This is a genomic window from Rhodococcus sp. JS3073, from assembly GCF_026810085.1.
Lineage (GTDB): Bacteria > Actinomycetota > Actinomycetes > Mycobacteriales > Mycobacteriaceae > Rhodococcus_F > Rhodococcus_F wratislaviensis.
The window spans coordinates 685,598-706,352 of record NZ_CP113951.1 but is presented as its reverse complement, the minus strand read 5'-3'; the positions used below and the strand labels follow the sequence as shown (position 1 = coordinate 706,352).

Below are 20,755 nucleotides of genomic sequence, written 5' to 3'. Positions count from 1 at the left end.
CTCGAGTGATGTGGGAGGTGTTTCCTGTGCTTCGTTTCGATCCTTTCAGTGATCTCGAATCCATGACCAAGAGCCTGCTCGGCACCGAAACCGGAACCGCGCGAGTGCCGCGATTCATGCCGATGGATCTATACAAGGTCGACGACCACTACGTTCTGCACGCCGACCTGCCGGGCGTCGATCCGGGGACCGTCGACGTCAGTGTCGACAACGGCACGCTCACGTTGACGGCGCATCGTAGTGCGCCATCCGAGGAGAACGTGCAGTGGATCGCGTCCGAGCGGTTCAGCGGAACGTTCCGGCGCCAGTTGTCGCTCGGCGACGGCGTCGACCCCGACCGCATTTCGGCGTCCTACGAGAACGGTGTCCTGAGCGTGACCATCCCGCTCGCCGCACGGGCGAAGCCGCGGCGGATCGAGGTCTCCAGCCTCGGAACCGGTGAGCATCGCACGATCGAGGCGGGTCCCGCGAGCGATACGGCCTGACGCTGCAGCCGGTACATCGGTTGTGTGGAAGCCCCCTCGCCGAGGGGGCTTCGGCGTGCCCGCGTCCACCCACCCAGGGGTGGAAAGGGCAACACCTCCGGGTGCACCGGCCACCACTGGGGGTCCTGGTCGGGTCGGACCGTGCGCGGCACAGTAGAGGACAAGCAAGAACGTAACGCTTCACCAGCCGCGAGCGAAGAAACCGAGGAGGCCATCATGACGAACACCCCGGTTGCACACGAGCACGAAGGTCGTCGCCTCACGGTCCGGACCGACGACGGGATCGCACTCGCGGTGCGCGAGTTCGGTTCGCCGGACGCAGCCACCACCGTGGTGTTCGTTCACGGTCACTGCCTGCGCACCGAGTCCTGGTGGGCACTACGCAAGCAGCTGGTCCGCTTCTGGCGCAATGACGTTCGCATGGTCTTCTACGATCACCGCGGACATGGAGAGTCCGGGGAGGCACCGGCCGCCACCTACACGATCGATCAGCTCGGCCGCGACCTCGGCTCCGTGCTCGACGCCGTCGCACCGCACGGTCCGGTCGTCCTCGTCGGGCACTCGATGGGCGGGATGACCGCGCTGTCCTACACCCGGCAGAACCCGCACACGATCGGCTCGCGGATCGTCGGCATGGCCCTGATCTCCACCGCGGCGTGCGATCTCGCCGAGGCCGGTCTCGGACGTCACCTGCGTAGCCCCGCGGTGTCGCTGTTCCGCACCGCGGTGCGCCGGGCGCCCCGGGTCGTGCACGGGTCGAAGCGTGTGGGACGCACCGTCTGCACGGCGATCGCCCGCGCGGCAGGCGCCCGCAACCGAGTCGTCGATCCTCGGCTGGCGGCGCTGGTCTCCGCCATGGCCAACACGACGTCCGTCGTCACCATGTCGAGCTTCCTCGAATCCCTGCTCGGGTTCGACGAGCGGCACTCCCTCGCAGCGCTCGCTCACATTCCGTCGCTGATCCTGTGCGGCTCGGTGGACATGCTCACCCCGCTCCAGCATTCCGTCGCGATGGCCTCGAAGCTCCCCGCCTCGGAGCTCGTGAGCGTCGACGGGGCCGGCCACTCGGTGATCCTCGAGCGCGCCGCCGACGTCGCACTCGCGATCATCGGCCTCGTCGAGCGGATCGCGCACGGTGAGACTGCCGCCTTCGACCGCGAACTGATGGCGGTGGGCTGATCAGAGATCGCGCTCGTTGATGATGCCGCTGCGCATGGCCCGCTCGGCCAGGCTGACCCGCTTCTGATTCTGCGGGAGATCACCGACGCCGAACTTCGCGAACAACGCCCGGAGGTGAGTCTTGATCGCGTCGACACTGAGAAACAGTTCCTGGGCGATCTGCTGATTCGACGCGGGATTCGCGAACGCGGCACCGTGCTTGTACGGGCGGCACAGTGCCGTGAGGACCGCCCGCTGGGTGTCGGTGAGGGACCGGACCTCGGGCATGTCGGTTCCCATCCGGGTGGCCTCGTCGAGTGCGCCGCCGAATTCCAGGTACCGGATCTTCGTCCCCCCGATGCGGATGCTGTCGCCCTGGCGGAGCCGACGACGCCCGGCGAGCCGTTCCCCGTTGACGAAGGTGCCGTTGCGGGAGAGCCCGTCGTCGAGGATGGTCCAGTGCGAGCCGACGCATTCGAGGACGGCATGGAGTCGCGAGACCTCGTCGTCCTCGGTGAGGAGCAGATCGGAACCGGGCGACCGTCCGATCGTGACGCGCGCGGAAGTGGGGGAGAGGTCCACGGTGTGGTGGTGACCCTCCCGGTCGGAATAGCTCAGTCGAGACTCAACGGCTCGGTCCACGGCGACACCCCTTCGGCACGCTTCCATCGTGCCCCGCCGCGTGTCCTCTGAGCAAGATCAAGAGCGGAAATCGCCGATCACGGATGAGTTCTCGGAGCCCGCGGCGTCCAGGGTGCTGCCGAACGCGCACACGGCCAGTTCCTCGAGCGCCGGATCCTGCCCGGCATGCTCGGGGACCTGCATGGCGAGCAGGGTGTTGAGCAGCATTCCGTTGGCGATGAACGTACGGGCCCGTTCCGGGCTGCAGCCGGTGCGCGTTCGGATCTGCGTGTAGAGCCGGGACATCCAGTCGCGGGCCAGCGCGCCGATCTCCGGGTTCGCGCCGGATGTGAAGCCGTGCATCATCACGAGCAGGAGGTCGCGGTCCTCGAGCAGTTCGGTGTACGCGATGCCCATCGGGAGCCACGACTCGTCGTTCTCCGGGTCGGCGGCGACATCGTCGAAGTAGGGCTCGAAGGTGTCCATGATCCGACGCATCGCGCGGTCGAAGACGTCTGCGAACAGCCGCGACTTGGAACCGAACATGCGCACCACGTAGGGCTGGGACACCCCGGCCTCGCGTGCGACGGCGTCGGTGCTGGTGCCGTGATAGCCGTCCCGGGCGAACGCCCGGGAGGCGGCGGCCAGTACGAGTTCGCGACGTTCGGTCGCGCTCATCCGGGTCTGTTTCACGGGCGATGCCATGTTGACATGTTATCAGTCGATTACTAGTCTTCGAAATAAGTAATCATCTGATGCTTACAACCTCTTTCATCCCGCACTCACGACTCGGATACGAGGACCCGTCATGACGACACTCTCCGAACGCCTGGAACACGAATCGGCGGCGCCTCCCTCGGGGCAGGGCCGCAGCCGGATGGTGCCGGTATGGCTGGCGATCGTCGCCGCCTCGATACCGATGTTCATGGCCACACTCGACAATCTCGTGATGACCAGCGCGCTACCGGTCATCCAGCGCGACCTGGGTGCGTCGGTGGGGCAGTTGCAATGGTTCATGAACGCCTACACGCTCGCCTTCGCGACGCTGATGCTGACGCTGTCGACGCTGGGGGACCGACTCGGTCGCCGCCGTGTATTCCTCTGGGGCATAATGCTCTTCGCGCTGGCGTCGATCGCGTCGGCCCTGTCGACCACCTCCGAGATGCTCATCGGCGCACGCGCTGTCCAGGGCATCGGTGCGGCAGCCATCATGCCGCTCTCCCTCACCCTGCTGGCCGGTGCCGTTCCGCTCGCCAAGCGCGCCCTCGCCATCGGGATCTGGGGCGGCGTCTCGGGACTGGGCATCGCCCTCGGCCCGGTGATCGGCGGCGCCGTCGTCGACGGGGTGTCGTGGCAAGCCGTGTTCTGGATCAACGTTCCTGTCGCAGCGGTCGCGATCCCGTTGGCGCTCTACGCGCTCGGTGAGTCGAAGGGAAAGCGGCAGCCACTGGATCCACTCGGTGTCGTCCTGGCCGGAGCAGCCGTGTTCCTCGGAGTCTGGGGCATCGTGCACGGCAACGACGACGGCTGGACCAGCGCCACGGTGCTCGGTGCCCTGTGCGCATCGGCGGTGTTGCTCGCGGCGTTCGTGGTGCGCGAGTTGCGCACACCGTTCCCCGTCATGCCTCTGCGGCTGTTCCGGTCCCGTCAGTTCTCCCTGGCCAACGTCATCGGGCTGACGTTCACGCTGGGAATGATGGGCGCCGTCTTCCTTCTGTCGCAGTACCTCCAGATCGTCATGGGGTACTCCCCGTTCGAGGCCGGCCTGCGGACTCTGCCGTGGACGGCGGCCCCCATGCTGGTGGCCCCGATCGCAGGCCTGCTCGCGCCGCGGCTGGGAGTCCGGACCCTCCTCGTAACCGGCCTGGTCCTGCAGGGATTGTCCCTGCTGTGGATGGCGTCACTCATCGTTCCCGGCGCCACGTACGGCAGCATGATTCCGGCATTCGTGATGGCGGGCGCAGGTATGGGTCTGACGTTCGCTCCCAACGCGACCGCTGTCCTGGCCGACATGCCCGAGGCCGACCACGGCATTGCCAGTTCGACCAATGCGACGCTCCGTGAGATCGGCGTCGCGCTGGGGATCGCGCTCCTGACCGCGGTGTTCCTGGGTGTGGGCGGCAGTCTGACGCCGTCGGGATACATCGACGCCCTCGCGCCGGCCCTGTACGTGGGAGCCGGATTCGTGGCCGTCGCCGTCGTCGCCGCGGCCCTCATGCCGGGACGATCGAAGGCGGTCCTGGCGACGACGTGACCCTGCCGGAGTGCGGGCGGGCCCGGACCGTGAGTTCCGGGCCCGCATCAGTTCCAGGGCAGGGAGGAACGCATCGGAGACTTCGCCGGGAACGGCGTACTGCGCGACCTGGCGGGCGTCACACGCCGGAGATCCGACGTCACCCGCCCCGACGAGCTGGGTCACGCCCATACTCGACCGCGAGTACCAGTGCGGCTTGTCCGCCGATCGGCCGAAGGGCTTCGTCCCCGCTAGACCCGCGGCACGGGTGCATTCGACCGCACCGTCCAGGTCCCCGATCCATGCGGTTGGCGCGATCGGCGGGCTGTCCTCACCGAAACCCGCAGTGACGACAACAGCGCGTGGACGTTGCCGATCGCGTCGCGGCTCGCGAACTTGATCGTGGACAGCTCTTCCTGGGACCTTTCGGGTCTGCTGTCCCACAGCTCGAGCGAGACCGAGGCCTGCACGAGATCAGTTAGAGGCTGTGTGCGAGAACATCGTGCAGTCTGCGGGCGATCGCGAGGCCGCTCCTTGCTGGCGCATCGACACTGCTCGTTCAGGGCGCTGCATTCCGCCGTCTCGGCGCGTTGCCGGCGGGCCTGAACATCCTCGACGGCGGCACGTCGGTGCTTCTCCTGGCCGGGTACGTCGCCGCGTTCGCCCTCGGCACGGTCTGGCTCGTCCGCCGGCGCGACGTGAACTGAGTGGACGGGCGCCCGGTGCTCAGAAGAGGGGGCCGCCGCCGAACGGTTCCCGGTGCGAGGGCGGGGTCCGGCCCTGAGTGTCGGTGATGCCGTATTCGACGGCCAGCTCCGCCGTGACGAAGGTGTGCCCGCTTCGGTCCGGGAGGGTGGGGTCCGCGGCCAGGGCGCAGATCACCTCGCCGATGAACTCGGGGGACTCGGCGTCCGCGACGGGAAAGCCGGCGATGGTCTCGAGGCCGCTGGCGACGATCATCTCCGTCCGCACGATGCCCGGCCACAGCGAGACCGCACGCACGTCGTGCGGAGCCAGCTCCGCCGCCATGTCGCTGGCCATCTTGTCCAGCCCGGCCTTGGACATGCCGTACAGCACCGAGTGCAGATGCCCGCGCGTCCCGAACGACGAGATGTTCGCGATCAACCCGGAGCGGCGGGGCACCATCAACCGCGCAGCCTCCACGGACGCGACGTAATGGGCACGCAGACCGACGCCGATCAGCGAGTCCCAGTCGTCCAGCGGCCGCTCCCAGAACGGCGTGCTGAACCCGCCGAATCCCTTGGGCGCGGCCCACACGTTGTTGACCAGCAGGTCGAGCCGGCCGGCCTGCTCGACCGAGATCCGGGCGAACAGGCTGTGCACGTCGTCGTCGTCGCGGTGATCGCAGGCCACCGCGATGCCGGTCCCGCCGGCATCGGTGACCGTTCGCGCCGACACCGCCAGTGGGCTTTCCTCCGTCAGCGGGCCGCGCCCGGTGACGTACACGGTCCACCCCGCGGCTCCCAGCGCCGTCGCCACACCCTTGCCGACGCCGCGGCTCCCCCCGGTAACCAGAGCTACCCCGGCGCTCACTGGACGACCACCGTGTCCTGGGGGAGCGGGCGGGTGATCGACCATCGAGTGGTGAAGTGGCATCGCGACATTCGCCAGACGCCGTCCTCGAGACGGTAGGCGTCGTCGTACTCGCCGGAGGACACGGTCTCCGTCCGCTTCAGCAGATCCACTTGGCGGAACTTCAGCGTCCACGCGCCCGACGCCTCGGTGTCGCTGTGCAGCACGATGTCCGGATGGAAGCCGTGGTGCATGTCAAGGATCACGTGCTTGCCGTCCACTTCATGGAGCGCGATCCTGCGGAAGATGTCCGTGAGCCGGTCCGCGTCGTCGAACCGGCCGAGCGGCCCGAAGTCGATCGATGCCCCGGACGAGACGAAGCAGGAACGGAACGCGTCCGGATCCTTGCCGTCGCACGCTCGCCAATAGCGGTACTTGAGCGCCTTGATCGCGTCGATCCGCTCCAGGTCCGCCAGACGCTGCTCCACCGAGCGCTCGTCCACGCCGCCGTCCTCCCGTTGCCGTACACCGTGTCGGGACAGACGCTAGGCCGCGAACGCGACAGGCGGGTGCAGAATCCCGCTGGGCGGGAACCTGCGCGTCGTCAGGGCTGGCCGGGGAACGGGTCGGTCACCGGATCGGTCCCGAGAGCCGCCCGCCAGGTGGCCTCCCTGACGGCCGCTTCGGTCAGCGCGGTGACGCCGAGCGTGCGGGTGTCCTCCGTCTCACCGTGTTCGACGACCGCCCGCCACGCGACGGCGGTGTCGGCCTCGACCTGGGCCGCCAACTGTGCGGCCGTGATCGGATCGGTGACGGGGAACGGCAGGGTGTAGCCCGCCTCGGCGGCCGGGGCCGTCAGTCCTGCCGCCGTCAACGTGTCCAGGAGCCCGTCCCGTCGCGCCCGGTGGGCTGCGGCGGCGGTGGCCACCTGGGTGGCCCGGGTGGGATTCGAGAATGCGGCGACCACTCCGTAGGCGAACACCGCGGAATGTTCGGCGGTCAGCGCGTCGGCGAGGCTCTTACCCTCGGCTTCAGTGGGTGTCGTCACGGCAGCACCACCGCCAGATACGTTCCGCATGCCGCGCTGATCGACGCGCAGAGCCCCGCCCGGTAGGCGGTCAGTGCGCGCGCCGAATCGGCTGCGCTGCGCTGCGACTCGGCCAGGAAGGCCCGCAATTGATCGAGGCCGGGCGGCGGTGCCGGTGCGGTCGGTGTCGTCGACGGGGGAGCGGACGTGGTCGGTGCGGTGCCGTCCAGGTAAGTTCCTGCAGCTCTGGCGATTTCGGCATCCAGTGCGTCGGCGTGCGCGGCGCGCTGGGCGCGGACGAGTTCGAGCGCCGCGCCGCGATCGGGGAGCAGCGCGATCGTGGCCGCCGCACCGGCGGCGTCACGACGAGCCAGACGCGACTGCTCGACGAGTGAATCGACCTCGGTGTCGGAGTCCGCGTCGTCGGCGCACCCCGCCAGCAGGGCGACGCTCGCGACGCCGAAGGCCGAGGCGGCTGCGAACCGGAGAGCGGTGCGCCGGGACACGGCCGGACCGGATGTCGGGGGCCGGGAGACGGTGGGCATGAGCACCGGTCCATGGTGCCAGGTCGGGCCGCGATCCCGGGAATCGAGCACCGGGGCTGGTCACGGGCGCGTCGAATCAGCGTTACTCTTAGATGCTCGAACCCGTCCCGGCGGGTTCGTGGTGCTGCGTGCGCGGCACGATGACCTGCCAGACCACGAAGACGACGAGCGACAACTGAAACGAGGAGCTTCCCCGATGCCGGTTCCATCCAAGGAGAGGGTGACGGAGCTCATCTCCGATCTGGTGCAACGCCAGGGCTACGACTTGGAGGGCGTTGCGGTCACCCTCGCGGGTCGGCACAGCGCGGTCCGGATCATGGTGGACAGCGACGCCGGGCTCGAACTCGACGCGGTCGCGAACCTGAGCCACGAGATCTCCGAGGTCTTCGATTCGGTGTCCGATTTCGGGGAGTCGCCATACACGCTCGAGGTCACGTCTCCCGGTATCGACCGGCCGCTCACGCACGAGCGGCACTGGCGCCGGGCCCGCGGCCGCAAGGCGCGCATCGATCTTGCGCACGAGACCGTCGTGGGTCGGATCGGCGTCCTCGACGGCGATTCGGTCGCGGTGGTGATCGGCTCGCGTACGGGCCCGGAGGTTCGGCGCGTCGCGCTCCCGGACATTCAGAAAGCTGTTGTGCAAGTGGAATTCTCGAAACCCGACCCGCGAGAGCTGGAACTCGCGGGCGGGATTCCCGAGGGTCGCGTGGCACCCGCGGACGCAGACGCGTCGGAAGATGAAGAAGTAGTAGAGGGGTTGGACAAGTGAATATCGACATTGCGGCGTTGCGCGCCATCGAGGCCGACAAGGGCATCTCGATCGAGACCGTCATCTCGACCATCCAGACCGCGTTGCTCACCGCCTATCGGCACACCGAGGGGCATCAGCAGCACGCGCGGATCGACGTCGACACCAAGAGCGGCATCGTGCGTGTGATGGCGCACGACGTCGACGCCGACGGCAACATGGTCGGCGAGGAATGGGACGACACCCCGGAAGGTTTCGGCCGGATTGCCGCGACCACCGCCCGCCAGGTCATCCTCCAGCGACTGCGCGACGCCGAGCACGAGCGGAGCTTCGGCGAGTACTCCACCCACGAGGGTGAGATCGTCGGCGGCGTGATCCAGCGCGACACCCGCGCGAACTCGCGCGGGATGGTCGTGGTGCGGATCGGCAGCGAGGCCAGCGGCGCCGAGGGTCTGATCCCGCCCGCCGAGCAGGTGCCCGGCGAGAACTACGAGCACGGCGAGCGACTCAAGTGCTACGTCGTCGGTGTGGCCCGTGGACAGCGGGGACCGCAGATCACGCTGTCGCGCACCCACCCGAACCTCGTCCGCAAGCTGTTCGCGCTCGAGGTTCCGGAGATCGCGGACGGTTCCGTCGAGATCATCGCCGTCGCCCGGGAGGCCGGGCACCGGTCGAAGATCGCCGTCCAGTCGCGGGTGCAGGGACTCAACGCCAAGGGTGCGTGCATCGGGCCGATGGGCCAGCGGGTGCGCAACGTGATGAGCGAACTCGCCGGCGAGAAGATCGACATCATCGACTTCGACGAAGACCCGGCCCGGTTCGTCGGTAACGCGCTGTCGCCGTCGAAAGTGGTCTCCGTCACTGTCGTGGACCCCGAGGCGCGGGCCGCACGTGTCGTCGTCCCCGACTTCCAGCTGTCCCTCGCCATCGGCAAGGAGGGGCAAAATGCCCGCCTTGCTGCACGCTTGACCGGGTGGCGAATCGACATCCGCAGTGACGCCGCACCCGCCCCCGAGTCGGCAGGCGGACCCGCCGCGACCAGTCGTTGAGCCGGGAATGCGGAGATCGGGGCGAGTCGGCGGTAGAGTGGTCAATGGTTCAGCATGAGCACCCCGATTCCGCGCGCGTTCCTACCGGTTCACCGGTCCGAACATGCATAGGATGTAGGGAGCGCGCGCTGGCTGTCGATCTGCTCAGGGTTGTGGTTAGTGAGAGCGGGCCGCAAGGTCACGTTCTCGTCCCGGACCCGAGGCGCAGGCTTCCCGGTCGAGGTGCGTGGCTGCACCCCGCCGAGGCTTGCCTGAGTCTCGCGGAACGACGCCGAGCATTCGGCAGAGCACTGCGAGTGTCCGGAAGTGTCGACAGTTCAGAAGTCGACCACTGGGTACGAGCAGGGCACCCACCCAGAGCAGTACCTCTCGAACAGAACAGGCACAAGCACTCATGAGCACACCGTGAAGCACCAGCGATGATCGTCCATCGGAGATAACCCGAGGTCGTGCGGGCCCCTCTCAGGGGAGCCTCCTGCTCGACCTCATCAGTGAGGAGAGCAGTGGCAGGCAAGGCCCGCGTGCACGAGTTGGCTAAAGAACTCGGTGTCACAAGTAAAGAACTACTCGCAACGCTCAAGGAGCAGGGCGAGTTCGTGAAGTCGGCGTCCTCCACGGTGGAGGCGCCCGTCGCCAGGCGTCTGCGGGAGTCCTTCCCGTCGGCGAAGTCCGCCGATTCCGCAGCCCGTCCGGCTGCCAAGCCCGGTGCACCCGCGCCGAGCGCCCCGGCGACCGCAGCGAAGCCGGGCGGTCCGCGTCCCGGCCCGAAGCCGGCAGCCCCGGCTCCGGCTCCGGCCGCACCCGCGGCGGCAGCCCCCGCAGCCACCCCCGAGGCGCAGGCCCCGGCTCCGGCCGCGCCCGCAGCAAGCGCAGCCACCCCGGCTGCACCGGCGACCAATGCTCCCAAGCCCGGTCGCCCCACCCCGGCTGCCCCGGCTCCGGCCGCACCCGCAGCCCCGGCCGCTCCGGCTGCCAGTGCCCCCGCGGCTCCGTCCACGGGCGCCAAGCCCGGCGGACCCCGTCCCGGCCCGAAGCCCCCGCGTGTCGGTAACAACCCGTACTCCTCGGCTCCCGCCGAGCGTCCGGCGCCCCGTCCCGCTCCCGGCGCACCGCGTCCGGGTGCACCCCGTCCGGCTCCCGGTCAGGGTGGACCTCGTCCGGCACCGGGTCAGGGCGGTCCCCGTCCGGCTCCCGGTCAGGGTGGACCTCGTCCGGCACCGGGTCAGGGCGGTCCCCGTCCGGCTCCCGGTCAGGGCGGTCCCCGTCCCAGCCCGGGCTCGATGCCTCCTCGCCCGAACCCGGGCGCGATGCCTGCTCGTTCGGCACGTCCCGCTCCCGGCGGTCGTCCCGGCCGTCCCGGCGGAGCCCCCGGCGGTCGTCCCGGTGGCGGCGGCGGTGGATACCGCGGTGGCGGAGCTCCCGGTGCCGGTGCAGGTGCGCCCGGTGGCGGAGCACCTGCAGGTGGTTTCCGCGGTCGTCCCGGTGGCGGTGGACGCCCCGGTCAGCGCGGTGCGGCAGCAGGCGCGTTCGGTCGCCCCGGTGGTGCCCCGCGTCGTGGTCGCAAGTCGAAGCGTCAGAAGCGCCAGGAATACGATTCGATGCAGGCGCCCGCCGTCGGCGGCGTGCGGTTGCCCCGTGGCAACGGCGAGACCATTCGCCTCGCCCGCGGTGCATCCCTGTCGGACTTCGCGGAGAAGATCGACGCGAACCCCGCAGCGTTGGTGCAGGCACTGTTCAACCTCGGCGAGATGGTGACGGCGACCCAGTCGGTCAACGACGAGACGCTCGAACTGCTCGGCGGCGAGATGAACTACGTCGTCCAGGTCGTCAGCCCGGAGGACGAGGACCGCGAGCTGCTCGACAGCTTCGACCTCACCTACGGCGAAGACGAAGGTGGCGAAGAGGACCTCGAGTCCCGTCCGCCGGTGGTCACCGTCATGGGCCACGTCGACCACGGTAAGACCCGACTGCTCGACACGATCCGTAAGGCCAACGTCCGTGAGGGCGAGGCCGGCGGCATCACGCAGCACATCGGTGCCTACCAGGTGCTGACCGAGCTCGACGGCAACGAGCGTCTTGTGACGTTCATCGACACCCCCGGTCACGAGGCCTTCACGGCCATGCGTGCCCGTGGCGCCAAGGCCACCGACCTCGCGATCCTGGTCGTCGCCGCCGACGACGGCGTCATGCCGCAGACGGTGGAAGCGATCAACCACGCCCAGGCGGCCGACGTGCCGATCGTGGTCGCGGTGAACAAGATCGACAAGGAAGGCGCGAACCCGGACAAGATCCGGCAGCAGCTCACCGAGTACGGACTGGTCGCCGAGGAATACGGCGGAGACACCATGTTCGTCGACATCTCGGCGAAGCAGGGCACCAACATCGACGCACTGCTCGAAGCCGTGCTGTTGACGGCGGACGCTGCCCTGGACCTGCGGGCCAACCCGGACATGGACGCTCAGGGTGTCGCCATCGAGGCGCACCTCGACCGTGGACGCGGCCCCGTCGCGACCGTGCTCATCCAGCGCGGAACGTTGCGGGTCGGCGACTCGATCGTGGCCGGCGACGCATACGGACGTGTGCGCCGCATGGTCGACGAGCACGGCGACGACGTGCTCGAGGCCCTGCCCTCGCGTCCCGTCCAGGTGGTCGGCTTCACGTCGGTCCCCGGTGCAGGCGACAACCTGCTCGTGGTCGACGAGGACCGCATCGCCCGTCAGATCGCTGACCGGCGCAATGCGCGTAAGCGCAACGCTCTGGCCGCGAAGAGCCGCAAGCGCATCAGCCTCGAGGACCTGGATTCGGCTCTCAAGGAGACGTCGCAGCTCAACCTCATCCTCAAGGGCGACAACTCGGGAACCGTGGAGGCCTTGGAAGAGGCCCTGCACGGCATCGAGATCGACGACGAGGTGCAGTTGCGGGTCATCGACCGTGGTGTCGGTGGCGTCACCGAGACCAACGTCAACCTGGCCGCTGCGTCGAACGCGATCATCATCGGGTTCAACGTCCGCGCCGAGGGCAAGGCGACCGAGTTGGCGAACCGCGAGGGCGTCGACATCCGGTACTACTCGGTGATCTACCAGGCCATCGACGAGGTCGAGAAGGCTCTCAAGGGCATGCTCAAGCCGATCTACGAAGAGGTCGAGCTGGGCAAGGCGGAGATCCGCGCGATGTTCCGTTCGTCCAAGGTCGGCAACATTGCCGGTTGCCTCGTCACCTCGGGTACCATCCGTCGCAATGCGAAGGCCCGGCTGCTGCGTGACAACACGGTTGTCGCCGAGACCGTCACCATCTCCTCGCTCAAGCGGGAGAAGGAGGACGCTGTCGAGGTACGCGAGGGTTACGAGTGCGGTTTGACGCTCACCTACTCCGACATCAAGGTCGGTGACGTCATCGAGGCCTACGAGCTTCGGGAAAAGCCGCGCGACTAGTCGCCATCCGTTTGGGGTGACGTAGCAGCGTCATCCGGCGTGCGCTTCTCCGGCCGAGTCGATCGGCCGGGGGAGCGCACGTCTCCCCGAAGGAGGAAAGTTTGTACGTCGGTGCGCTCGAGCTCGACATCTTGCTCGGTGACGTGCGATCTCTGAAAGAGAAGCGTGCAATGGTCAAACCGGTACTGGCGGAGCTGCGACGCTACGGCGTCTCGGCCGCCGAGACCGGCGAACAGGATCGGTATCGCCGGTCGATGCTCGGCGTCACGATGGCGAGTTCGGCGGTCGATCACGTACACGAGGTACTCGACACGTGCGAACGGCACGTCGCCGAGCTGCCGGAACTGCAACTCCTTGCGGTCCGGCGAAGGATTTTCGGCCCCGAGGACTGACTCGGAGTGCCCTGCCCGCCCCGCCGCGTCGGCGGCCCGGCGTGCAGAATGAAATACAGCTACACACGCAACTTCACAACTTATCCAGCGGCCAGGGAGAGGAGTCTGATTGTCATGGTGGATCCCGCCCGGGCACGCAAACTCGCCAAGCGCATCGGCACGATCGTCGCAACGGCGATCGACCACGAAATCAAAGACCCTCGCCTGGCGTTCGTCACGATCACCGATACCAAGGTGACGGCCGACCTCCACGACGCCACCGTGTACTACACCGTGATGGGCGCCGACCTCGAGTCCGAACCGGACCTCGCCTCCGCAGCCGCAGGGCTGGAGAAGGCGAAGGGCGTTCTGCGCTCGAAGGTGGGCGCAGGCACCGGAGTCCGGTTCACTCCGACGCTGACGTTCGTCGCGGACACGGTCCCCGACACGGCACGGCACATGGAGGAACTCCTCGCCCGTGCTCGCGCCGCCGACGACGAGGTCGCGCGTGTCGCGGCCGGTGCGTCCCCGGCCGGCGATCCCGACCCGTACAAGGAGCCCCGAGCCGAGGACGCGGACGACGCCGAAGTCGACGAGCCCTCCGGTTCCCGCCAGGCGGACTGACACGAACCGACATGACCCACACTCAGGAGACGTCCCTGTCTGATCTCGATCGTCACGAGGTGTTTCTGCCGCAGGCGGTCGCCGTTCTCGAGAACGCGACGTCGGTGACGATTCTGTGTCACGTCCAACCCGATGCCGACACGATCGGCAGTGGACTGGCCCTGGCGTTGGTGCTCGAGCGCAAGGGGATTCCGGTGCAGGTCGCGTTCGGCGCGCCCGACGAACTGCCGGAGTCGATGCGTGAACTGCCGGGCACCCACCTGCTGGTGCCTGCGGATCAGGTGCGCCGCAACGTCGACCTGCTCGTGACCGTCGACTGCGGCAGTGCCGGGCGTCTCGGGAAGCTCGCCGATCGGCTCGCGAACGCGGGGGAGACCCTCGTCATCGATCACCACCGGTCCAACACCCGCTTCGGTCGCATGAACGTGATCGACGAGTCCGCGGAGTCGACGACCGCTGTCGTGGCGCAGATGTTCGACCTGTGGGGTGTGGAGATCGACGCCGATCTGGCGCACTGCCTGTACGCGGGACTCGTGACCGACACCGGTTCGTTCCGCTGGGTGCAGCCCGGCACCCACACTCTCGCCGAGAGGCTGCTCGCCACCGGAATCGACGGAGCCCGCATCGCGCGGCGCCTGCTCGACACACACCCGTTCGGCTGGCTGCCCATGCTGTCCTCGGTGCTCGGATCGGCGACTCTCGTCCCCGACGCAGCGGGAGGGCGTGGACTGGTGTACGCCGTGATCCGGCAGGCCTACATCGGAGACCTCCGCTCGGAGGAGATCGAAAGCGTCATCGACATCGTCCGGACGACGTCCGAGGCCGAGGTCGCCGCGGTCCTCAAGGAGGCCGTGGACGGCACGTGGTCTGTGTCGCTGCGATCGAAGTCCGACGTGGACGTGTCGGTGATCGCCGGGTACCTCGGCGGCGGCGGTCATCGGTTCGCCGCCGGCTACACGGCCGAGGGCTCTGCGGACGAGATCGTGACCTTGCTCGTCGAATCGCTCGGCTGAGGTCCGAAATCATTGGCTGACGTCTCGGAAGTCACGGGCGATGCGACCGCCCGGACGGTGTTCGGGCTGGCGCTGCCCGCGCTGGGCGTGCTCGCTGCCGAACCGATCTATCTGCTCTTCGACATCGCCGTCGTCGGTCGGCTGGGCGCACTGGCGCTCGCGGGCCTTGCGGTCGGCGGTCTCATCCTCGCCCAGGTCAGCACACAGCTGACGTTCCTGTCCTACGGCACGACGGCGCGCGCGTCCCGTATGCACGGGGCCGGCGACGAGCGTGGTGCGGTCCGGGAGGGCGTGCAGGCCACGTGGCTGGCCTTGGGTATCGGCGCGCTCGTGATCGCGCTGGCCCACCTGTTCGCGCGTCCGGTCACGTCGGCGATCGCGGGCGGCTCCGACATCGCGGCGGCCGCCGAGAGCTGGCTGCGGATCGCGGTGTTCGGGGCCCCGCTGATCCTCGTCGCGATGGCGGGCAACGGGTGGATGCGCGGTGTGCAGAACACGGTTCGACCGCTGCGGTTCGTGATCGCCGGTCTCGTCGTGTCGGCCGTGGCCTGCCCAGTTCTGGTGCACGGATTGTGGGGTGCGCCGCGGCTGGAACTCGAGGGTTCGGCGGTCGCGAACGTGATCGGGCAGGCGGTGTCCGCGAGCCTGTTCATCGGAGCGCTGGTGGTGGAGCGGGTGCCGTTGCGTCCGCGGTGGCACGTCATGCGCGCCCAGATGGTGCTCGGCCGGGACCTGATCCTGCGGAGCCTGGCCTTCCAGGCGTGCTTCCTCTCGGCGGCCGCCGTCGCGTCCCGGTTCGGTGCCGCCGCGGTCGCCGCCCACCAGGTGGTGCTGCAGCTGTGGAACCTCGTCGCACTCACCCTCGACTCCCTGGCCATCGCCGCACAGGCGCTGGTCGGTGCCGCGCTGGGCGCCGGACATGCCAAGGGCGCCACGCGACTGTCGTGGCGCATCACCCGGTGGTCCACGATCTTCGCCACAGGGCTCGCCCTGATCTTCGCCCTCGGCCACGGGGTGATCCCCGAACTGTTCACCTCCGATCAGGCCGTGCTCGACGAGATGGCGGTGGCCTGGTGGTTCTTCGTCGCGATCATGCCGGTCGCCGGAGTGGTGTTCGCCCTCGACGGAGTACTGCTCGGGGCCGGCGACGTCGCCTTCCTCCGGAATGCCACGCTGTCCTGCGCGTTGGTCGGATTTCTGCCACTGATCTGGCTGTCGATGCTGCGCGACTGGGGCCTGGCGGGGATCTGGACGGGACTCACGGTGTTCATAATTCTTCGGATGCTCGCGGTCGTGTGGCGCGTGGGCACGGGCCGCTGGGCAGTGGTCGGGGCGGACCTGCAGACACGGCACGGATCGGACAGCGATCCCGCGGCGGAACACGATCGGAAAGGTGGTTGACGTGGCACCCAAACTGATGGCGGTGAGCGACATCCATGTGGGGCACCGGGGAAACCGCCCGATCGCCGAGGACATCTATCCCGACTCGCCCGAAGACTGGCTGATCGTCGCGGGCGACGTCTCGGAGAAGACCGACGACATCCGATGGGCGCTGAAACTCCTGCGCAGTCGTTTCGCCGAGGTCATCTGGGTTCCCGGCAACCACGAACTGTGGACGACGGCGAAGGATCCGGTGCAGATCCACGGCGCCGCCCGCTACGACTACCTGGTCACCATGTGCCGCGAGATCGGCGTCATCACCCCCGAGGACCCGTTCCCGGTGTGGGAGGCGGAGGACGGCCCGATCACGCTGGTCCCGATGTTCCTGCTGTACGACTACACGTTCCTGCCCGACGGCGCCACCACCAAGGAGGAAGGTCTCGCGATCGCGCGCGAGAAGAACGTGGTGGCCACGGACGAGTTCCTGCTGTCGAGTGAACCGTACGGAACCCGGGATGCGTGGTGTCGCAACCGCGTCGAGACGACGAAGGCCCGGTTGGACGCCCTGCCCGCAGGCACCCGCACCGTCCTGATCAACCACTTCCCGTTGGTGCGTCAACCGACGCAGGTGCTGTGGTACCCGGAGTTCTCCCTCTGGTGCGGCACCGAACTGACCGCGGACTGGCACACCCGGTACAACGCCGTCTGCGCCGTGTACGGGCATCTGCACATTCCGCGGACCACCTACTACGACGGGGTGCGGTTCGAAGAGGTGTCGCTGGGCTACCCGCGGGAGTGGCAGCGGCGGGGACTCCCGGACCGGCTCCTGCGGCAGATCCTCCCGGTGCCGGAGTACCCGCCGGGAACACTGAACAAGTGGGGAGGCCACTTCAAGGTCACTCCCGAACAGGAAGCCGAAGTGGAGAAGATGCGGGCGAGGGGGGCCCTGTGATCGAGAGAATTCTGCCTGCCGGGGTGGTGTCCTCGGAACTGTTCGAGGATCCGCCGGGCCTGCGTCCGCACCCGCAGGAGGAGGCGCTGATCGGCAGGGCGGTGGAGAAGCGGCGGCGCGAATTCACCACCGCACGGCACTGCGCCCGTCTGGCGATGACGAAGCTGGGCGTGGACCCGGCCCCTGTTCTGCGGGGCGACAAGGGTTCCCCCGTGTGGCCGCGCGGCGTGGTCGGGAGCCTCACGCACTGCGACGGCTACCGCGGCGCGGTGCTCGGCTACGCCATGCAGGTGCGGTCCGTGGGGATCGACGCGGAACCGCACGAGGCGCTGCCGGACGGTGTGCTGGATGCGGTGAGCCTGCCCGCCGAACGCGACTGGCTGTCGGGCGCGGCGGACTCCGGGCAGTGGCGCTCCGCCAACGGCGGGCCGGTGCACCGGGACAGACTGCTGTTCTGCGCCAAGGAAGCCACGTACAAGGCGTGGTTCCCGCTCACGGCCCGGTGGCTCGGGTTCGAGGACGCGCACATCACGTTCGAGGCGTCCGGGGACGGCACGGGCACGTTCCATTCGGATCTCCTCATCTCCGGAGAGACCGTCGACGGCCCACCACTGGCGTCGTTCGACGGACGGTGGATGGTGTCCGACGGCCTGATCATCACCGCCATTGCGGTGCACTGATTTCGGTGCGGTGACGACGGCTGGCAGAATCGGACCTCGTGTCTGCACGTGAAAAGCCCTCTTCCGGTCTCGTCGGCGCCGGACTGCTCATCGTCGACAAGGACGCGGGCGTCACCAGCCACGACGTGGTGGCCCGGTGCCGCAAGCTGCTCGGCACCCGGAAGGTCGGGCACGCGGGCACTCTCGACCCGATGGCCACCGGGGTGCTGGTGCTCGGTGTGGAGCGGGCGACGAAGCTGCTGGGGCTCCTCGCTCTGACCACCAAGGCGTACACGGCCACGATCCGGCTGGGTCAGGCCACCACCACCGACGACGCCGAGGGCGAGGTCGTCGCGTCCGCCGATGCGTCCGGCGTGACGGACGACGAGATCGCCGCGCAGGTGCACACCCTCACCGGCGACATCCAGCAGATCCCGTCGAGCGTCAGCGCCATCAAGGTGGACGGCCGGCGGGCGCACGCACTGATCCGTGCGGGCGAGGAGTTCGAACTCGCTCCCCGTTCGGTCACGGTGTCTCGGTTCGAGGTGATCGGGAGGCGCACCGAGGGCACGTTCGTCGACCTCGACGTCGAGGTGGAATGTTCCTCCGGCACGTACGTCCGGGCGCTCGCGCGTGATCTGGGGATCGCGCTGATCGGCGTCGGCGGGCACCTCACTTCGCTGCGTCGGACCCGGGTGGGACCGTTCACGCTCGAGCACGCGCGGACGCTGGAGCAGCTGGCCGAGGAACCGGGGGTCAGTCTCGACATCGACGCCGCCGCGCAGACCGCGTTCCCGCACCGGCAGATCGACGCGGACGAGGCCGAATCGATCAGTCAGGGCAGGTGGCTCGAGCCGATCGGAATCAAGGGGGTCTACGCCGCCATCGATCCGAGTGGGCACACGATCGCGCTGCTCCAGGAGCGGGGACGGCGGGCAAGCTCCGTGATGGTGGTCCGCCCCGCGACCCTGAGGTAGCGGTTCACACCAGCCAGATGGCCTGGGCTGCGGGGTTTCCGAGCTCGATGGAGTCCTCGTGCGCGCCGAGCCGGACCGACACGGTTCCGGCGTAGTCGCGTCGCTCCAGCACCGTGACCGTGACGTCCAGTGCCACACCGACCGAGTCGAAGTACCGCAGCATCGCCGGGTCGGAGTCCGAGATCCGGGCGATGCGGCCGCTCTCGCCGTTGACGAAGTCGCTGAGCTGACGTGCCGGGGGAGTGGGCACCGAGCCGTCGACCGCGGGAATCGGATCGCCGTGCGGATCGCGCTCGGGATGGCCGAGCTTCGCGTCCATCCGGGAGATCATCAGATCCGAGACGGCGTGTTCGAGGACCTCCGCCTCGTCGTGCACCTCGTCCCAGCCGTATCCCAGTTCGTGCACCAGATACGTCTCGATGAGGCGGTGCCTGCGGACCATTCCGACGGCGGCGACGCGCCCCGCCTCGGTGAGCGCGATGGACCCGTAGCGGGCGTGATCGACGAGGCCCTGGTCGGACAGTTTCCGAATGGCCTCCGACACGGTCGACGCCGACACCCCGATCTTCTCGGAGAGCAATTTCGTGGACACCCGCTCCTGCGACCACTCCTGAACGGTCCAGATGACCTTGAGGTAGTCCTGCGCCACTGCCGAGAGAGCCCCGGTCTCGGAGGTCGAGTCCTCGGTCACGCTCTGGTCATTCTTGTTCACGGCCACGCCAACGAGCTTAGGCAAGTCTTACCGGCGAGACACATCGACACACCTGATCCGTCGTCGGGAGACTGCCCGGGCGACCGCGAACCGCGAGGTCGTGGCGCTTCCCCGGCGAGCGGGGCGGCCGGACACCCGGTCCGGAGATGAACATCGGCGCGCGGCACCGTAGGCTGCCACTCGTGCTGAGATGGCGTGGTCTCGACGAGGTTCCTGCCGACTGGGGTCGTTGTGTTCTCACGATCGGCGTATTCGATGGCGTGCACCGAGGTCACGCCCAACTGATCAGTCGAGCGGTGGCGGCTGCCCGCACGCGTGGAATACCCAGCGTGCTCATGACTTTCGATCCTCATCCGATGGAAGTGGTTCGTCCGGGCAGTCATCCCGCCCAGCTCACGACGCTCGCCCGCCGGGCGGAGCTCGCGGAGGAGCTGGGCATCGACGTGTTCTGCGTCATGCCGTTCACCGCCGAATTCATGAAGCTGACCCCGGAGCGGTACGCCCACGAGATTCTCGTGGAGCGCCTGCACGTGGCGGAGGTCGTCGTCGGTGAGAACTTCACGTTCGGCAAGAAGGCGGCGGGCAACGTCGACCTGCTGCGTCAGATCGGCGACCGGTTCGGGTTCGCGGTCGACGGTGTGACGTTGCTCGCAGAGCATGCGGTCACGTTCTCGTCCACCTACATCCGTTCGTGCGTGGACGCCGGCGACATGGCCGCCGCGACGGAGGCCCTCGGCCGCCCGCACCGCGTCGAGGGTGTCGTCGTCCACGGCGACGGTCGTGGACGGCAGCTCGGCTATCCGACCGCGAACGTCGCGCCGCCCATGTATGCCGCGATTCCCGCGGACGGCGTGTACGCCGCCTGGTTCACCGTGCTCGGGCACGGAGTCGACCTGGGCACGGTCACCTCCGGCGAGCGGTACATGGCCGCCGTCTCGGTGGGCACCAACCCCACGTTCTCGGGGCGGACGCGCACCGTGGAGGCCTTCGTGCTCGACCGGGAAGCCGACCTGTACGGCCAGCACGTGGCCGTCGATCTGGTGGAGCGCCTCCGCGGGATGGAAAAATTCGATTCGGTCGACGACCTGATCGTCGCGATGGGCAAGGACGCCGAGCGTGCGCGCGCGATCCTGGCGGCGTCGGAGGACGTGCGGTAAAACCGTCCCATTTCAGCTGGTAAAGTAGACCGCTGGCGTGCGCTGCGGTTCGCGGTGGCCGCGCCGAGTTTCGATCCTTG

General features: G+C 68.5%; 22 protein-coding genes. 15 read left to right on the top strand and 7 right to left on the bottom strand.

Features of this window, described 5'->3' with window-relative positions:
- Positions 1-26: 26 nt before the first annotated feature.
- Together OYT95_RS03395 and OYT95_RS03390 are read left to right on the top strand one after the other, a co-directional pair.
- A complete protein-coding gene (locus OYT95_RS03395; RefSeq protein ID WP_037245764.1) occupies positions 27-485 on the top strand; it encodes an Hsp20/alpha crystallin family protein in 459 nt (152 codons plus the stop codon).
- A gap of 216 nt (positions 486-701) precedes the next feature.
- Positions 702-1,664: an alpha/beta fold hydrolase gene (locus OYT95_RS03390; RefSeq protein ID WP_009479797.1), complete on the top strand. Its 963-nt coding sequence runs from the start codon at positions 702-704 to the stop codon at positions 1,662-1,664.
- Here the strand turns inward: OYT95_RS03390 and OYT95_RS03385 are convergent, their stop codons facing one another.
- Together OYT95_RS03385 and OYT95_RS03380 are read right to left on the bottom strand one after the other, a co-directional pair.
- Positions 1,665-2,312, bottom strand: a complete 648-nt coding sequence (locus tag OYT95_RS03385; RefSeq protein ID WP_052033821.1) for an FHA domain-containing protein — start codon at positions 2,310-2,312, stop codon at positions 1,665-1,667.
- A 30-nt stretch (positions 2,313-2,342) separates the two neighbouring features.
- A complete protein-coding gene (locus OYT95_RS03380; protein ID WP_037245687.1) occupies positions 2,343-2,969 on the bottom strand; it encodes a TetR/AcrR family transcriptional regulator in 627 nt (208 codons plus the stop codon).
- Positions 2,970-3,072: 103 nt separating this feature from the next.
- Here OYT95_RS03380 and OYT95_RS03375 point away from each other — a divergent pair, with 103 nt between their 5' ends.
- Entirely contained in the window at positions 3,073-4,518 is a 1,446-nt protein-coding gene (locus OYT95_RS03375; RefSeq protein WP_037245689.1) for a DHA2 family efflux MFS transporter permease subunit, read from the top strand.
- Positions 4,519-5,223: 705 nt separating this feature from the next.
- Here the strand turns inward: OYT95_RS03375 and OYT95_RS03370 are convergent.
- The 4 genes from OYT95_RS03370 to OYT95_RS03355 all read right to left on the bottom strand — a co-directional run bounded on the left by OYT95_RS03370 (position 5,224) and on the right by OYT95_RS03355 (position 7,602).
- The gene (locus OYT95_RS03370; RefSeq protein WP_037245693.1) at positions 5,224-6,051 is read right to left on the bottom strand and encodes an SDR family NAD(P)-dependent oxidoreductase; all 828 of its coding nucleotides are present in this window, start codon (positions 6,049-6,051) and stop codon (positions 5,224-5,226) included.
- Positions 6,048-6,533, bottom strand: a complete 486-nt coding sequence (locus tag OYT95_RS03365) for a nuclear transport factor 2 family protein (RefSeq protein ID WP_037245696.1) — start codon at positions 6,531-6,533, stop codon at positions 6,048-6,050. The genes OYT95_RS03370 and OYT95_RS03365 overlap by 4 nt, the downstream gene beginning before the upstream one ends.
- Before the next feature lie 101 nt (positions 6,534-6,634).
- Complete coding sequence (locus tag OYT95_RS03360; protein WP_037245699.1) at positions 6,635-7,078, bottom strand: ferritin-like domain-containing protein; 444 nt, start codon at positions 7,076-7,078, stop codon at positions 6,635-6,637.
- Positions 7,075-7,602 carry a hypothetical protein gene (locus tag OYT95_RS03355; protein ID WP_037245701.1) on the bottom strand — a complete coding sequence of 176 codons (528 nt, stop codon included), beginning with the start codon at positions 7,600-7,602 and terminating at the stop codon, positions 7,075-7,077. Before OYT95_RS03355 ends, OYT95_RS03360 begins: the two co-directional genes overlap by 4 nt.
- Positions 7,603-7,798: 196 nt before the next feature.
- Between OYT95_RS03355 and rimP the strand changes: the two genes are divergently transcribed.
- The 11 genes from rimP (at position 7,799) to truB (ending at position 18,806) form a co-directional block, all read left to right on the top strand.
- Positions 7,799-8,371 carry a ribosome maturation factor RimP gene (gene rimP / locus OYT95_RS03350; RefSeq protein ID WP_037245703.1) on the top strand — a complete coding sequence of 191 codons (573 nt, stop codon included), beginning with the start codon at positions 7,799-7,801 and terminating at the stop codon, positions 8,369-8,371.
- A complete protein-coding gene (gene nusA / locus OYT95_RS03345) occupies positions 8,368-9,399 on the top strand; it encodes a transcription termination factor NusA (RefSeq protein WP_105419289.1) in 1,032 nt (343 codons plus the stop codon). The genes rimP and nusA overlap by 4 nt, the downstream gene beginning before the upstream one ends.
- Before the next feature lie 44 nt (positions 9,400-9,443).
- Positions 9,444-9,797, top strand: a complete 354-nt coding sequence (locus OYT95_RS03340; protein WP_268790841.1) for a YlxR family protein — start codon at positions 9,444-9,446, stop codon at positions 9,795-9,797.
- Positions 9,798-9,902: 105 nt separating this feature from the next.
- Positions 9,903-12,830, top strand: a complete 2,928-nt coding sequence (infB, locus tag OYT95_RS03335; RefSeq protein WP_112299237.1) for a translation initiation factor IF-2 — start codon at positions 9,903-9,905, stop codon at positions 12,828-12,830.
- 101 nt (positions 12,831-12,931) lie between these two features.
- The gene (locus OYT95_RS03330; RefSeq protein ID WP_005240674.1) at positions 12,932-13,222 is read left to right on the top strand and encodes a DUF503 domain-containing protein; all 291 of its coding nucleotides are present in this window, start codon (positions 12,932-12,934) and stop codon (positions 13,220-13,222) included.
- A 114-nt stretch (positions 13,223-13,336) separates the two neighbouring features.
- Positions 13,337-13,825: a 30S ribosome-binding factor RbfA gene (rbfA, locus tag OYT95_RS03325; protein ID WP_005240675.1), complete on the top strand. Its 489-nt coding sequence runs from the start codon at positions 13,337-13,339 to the stop codon at positions 13,823-13,825.
- Between the two features lie 11 nt (positions 13,826-13,836).
- Positions 13,837-14,838, top strand: a complete 1,002-nt coding sequence (locus OYT95_RS03320) for a DHH family phosphoesterase (protein ID WP_037232640.1) — start codon at positions 13,837-13,839, stop codon at positions 14,836-14,838.
- Positions 14,839-14,850: 12 nt separating this feature from the next.
- Positions 14,851-16,239, top strand: a complete 1,389-nt coding sequence (locus tag OYT95_RS03315) for an MATE family efflux transporter (RefSeq protein WP_037232637.1) — start codon at positions 14,851-14,853, stop codon at positions 16,237-16,239.
- A 1-nt stretch (position 16,240) separates the two neighbouring features.
- On the top strand, positions 16,241-17,170 hold the full coding sequence (locus tag OYT95_RS03310; RefSeq protein WP_037232634.1) for a metallophosphoesterase family protein: 930 nt from the start codon (positions 16,241-16,243) through the stop codon (positions 17,168-17,170).
- A complete protein-coding gene (gene npt / locus OYT95_RS03305) occupies positions 17,167-17,850 on the top strand; it encodes a 4'-phosphopantetheinyl transferase Npt (protein ID WP_037232631.1) in 684 nt (227 codons plus the stop codon). Before OYT95_RS03310 ends, npt begins: the two co-directional genes overlap by 4 nt.
- Before the next feature lie 38 nt (positions 17,851-17,888).
- Positions 17,889-18,806 (top strand): tRNA pseudouridine(55) synthase TruB, encoded by a 918-nt coding sequence (gene truB, locus OYT95_RS03300; protein WP_037232628.1) that lies wholly within the window; start codon positions 17,889-17,891, stop codon positions 18,804-18,806.
- Between the two features lie 4 nt (positions 18,807-18,810).
- Here truB and OYT95_RS03295 read toward each other — a convergent pair whose 3' ends face one another.
- Complete coding sequence (locus tag OYT95_RS03295) at positions 18,811-19,524, bottom strand: metal-dependent transcriptional regulator (RefSeq protein ID WP_037232625.1); 714 nt, start codon at positions 19,522-19,524, stop codon at positions 18,811-18,813.
- 176 nt (positions 19,525-19,700) lie between these two features.
- Here OYT95_RS03295 and OYT95_RS03290 point away from each other — a divergent pair, with 176 nt between their 5' ends.
- Complete coding sequence (locus OYT95_RS03290; RefSeq protein WP_037232696.1) at positions 19,701-20,675, top strand: bifunctional riboflavin kinase/FAD synthetase; 975 nt, start codon at positions 19,701-19,703, stop codon at positions 20,673-20,675.
- Positions 20,676-20,755: the final 80 nt, after the last annotated feature.

Coding starts and splice junctions, on each gene's coding strand:
- OYT95_RS03390 (WP_009479797.1), top strand. CDS start 702: ATGACGAACACCCCGGTTGCACACGAGCACGAAGGTCGTCGCCTCACG.
- OYT95_RS03385 (WP_052033821.1), bottom strand. CDS start 2,312: ATGGAAGCGTGCCGAAGGGGTGTCGCCGTGGACCGAGCCGTTGAGTCT.
- OYT95_RS03380 (WP_037245687.1), bottom strand. CDS start 2,969: ATGGCATCGCCCGTGAAACAGACCCGGATGAGCGCGACCGAACGTCGC.
- OYT95_RS03375 (WP_037245689.1), top strand. CDS start 3,073: ATGACGACACTCTCCGAACGCCTGGAACACGAATCGGCGGCGCCTCCC.
- OYT95_RS03355 (WP_037245701.1), bottom strand. CDS start 7,602: ATGCCCACCGTCTCCCGGCCCCCGACATCCGGTCCGGCCGTGTCCCGG.
- rimP (WP_037245703.1), top strand. CDS start 7,799: ATGCCGGTTCCATCCAAGGAGAGGGTGACGGAGCTCATCTCCGATCTG.
- OYT95_RS03340 (WP_268790841.1), top strand. CDS start 9,444: ATGGTTCAGCATGAGCACCCCGATTCCGCGCGCGTTCCTACCGGTTCA.
- rbfA (WP_005240675.1), top strand. CDS start 13,337: ATGGTGGATCCCGCCCGGGCACGCAAACTCGCCAAGCGCATCGGCACG.
- OYT95_RS03320 (WP_037232640.1), top strand. CDS start 13,837: ATGACCCACACTCAGGAGACGTCCCTGTCTGATCTCGATCGTCACGAG.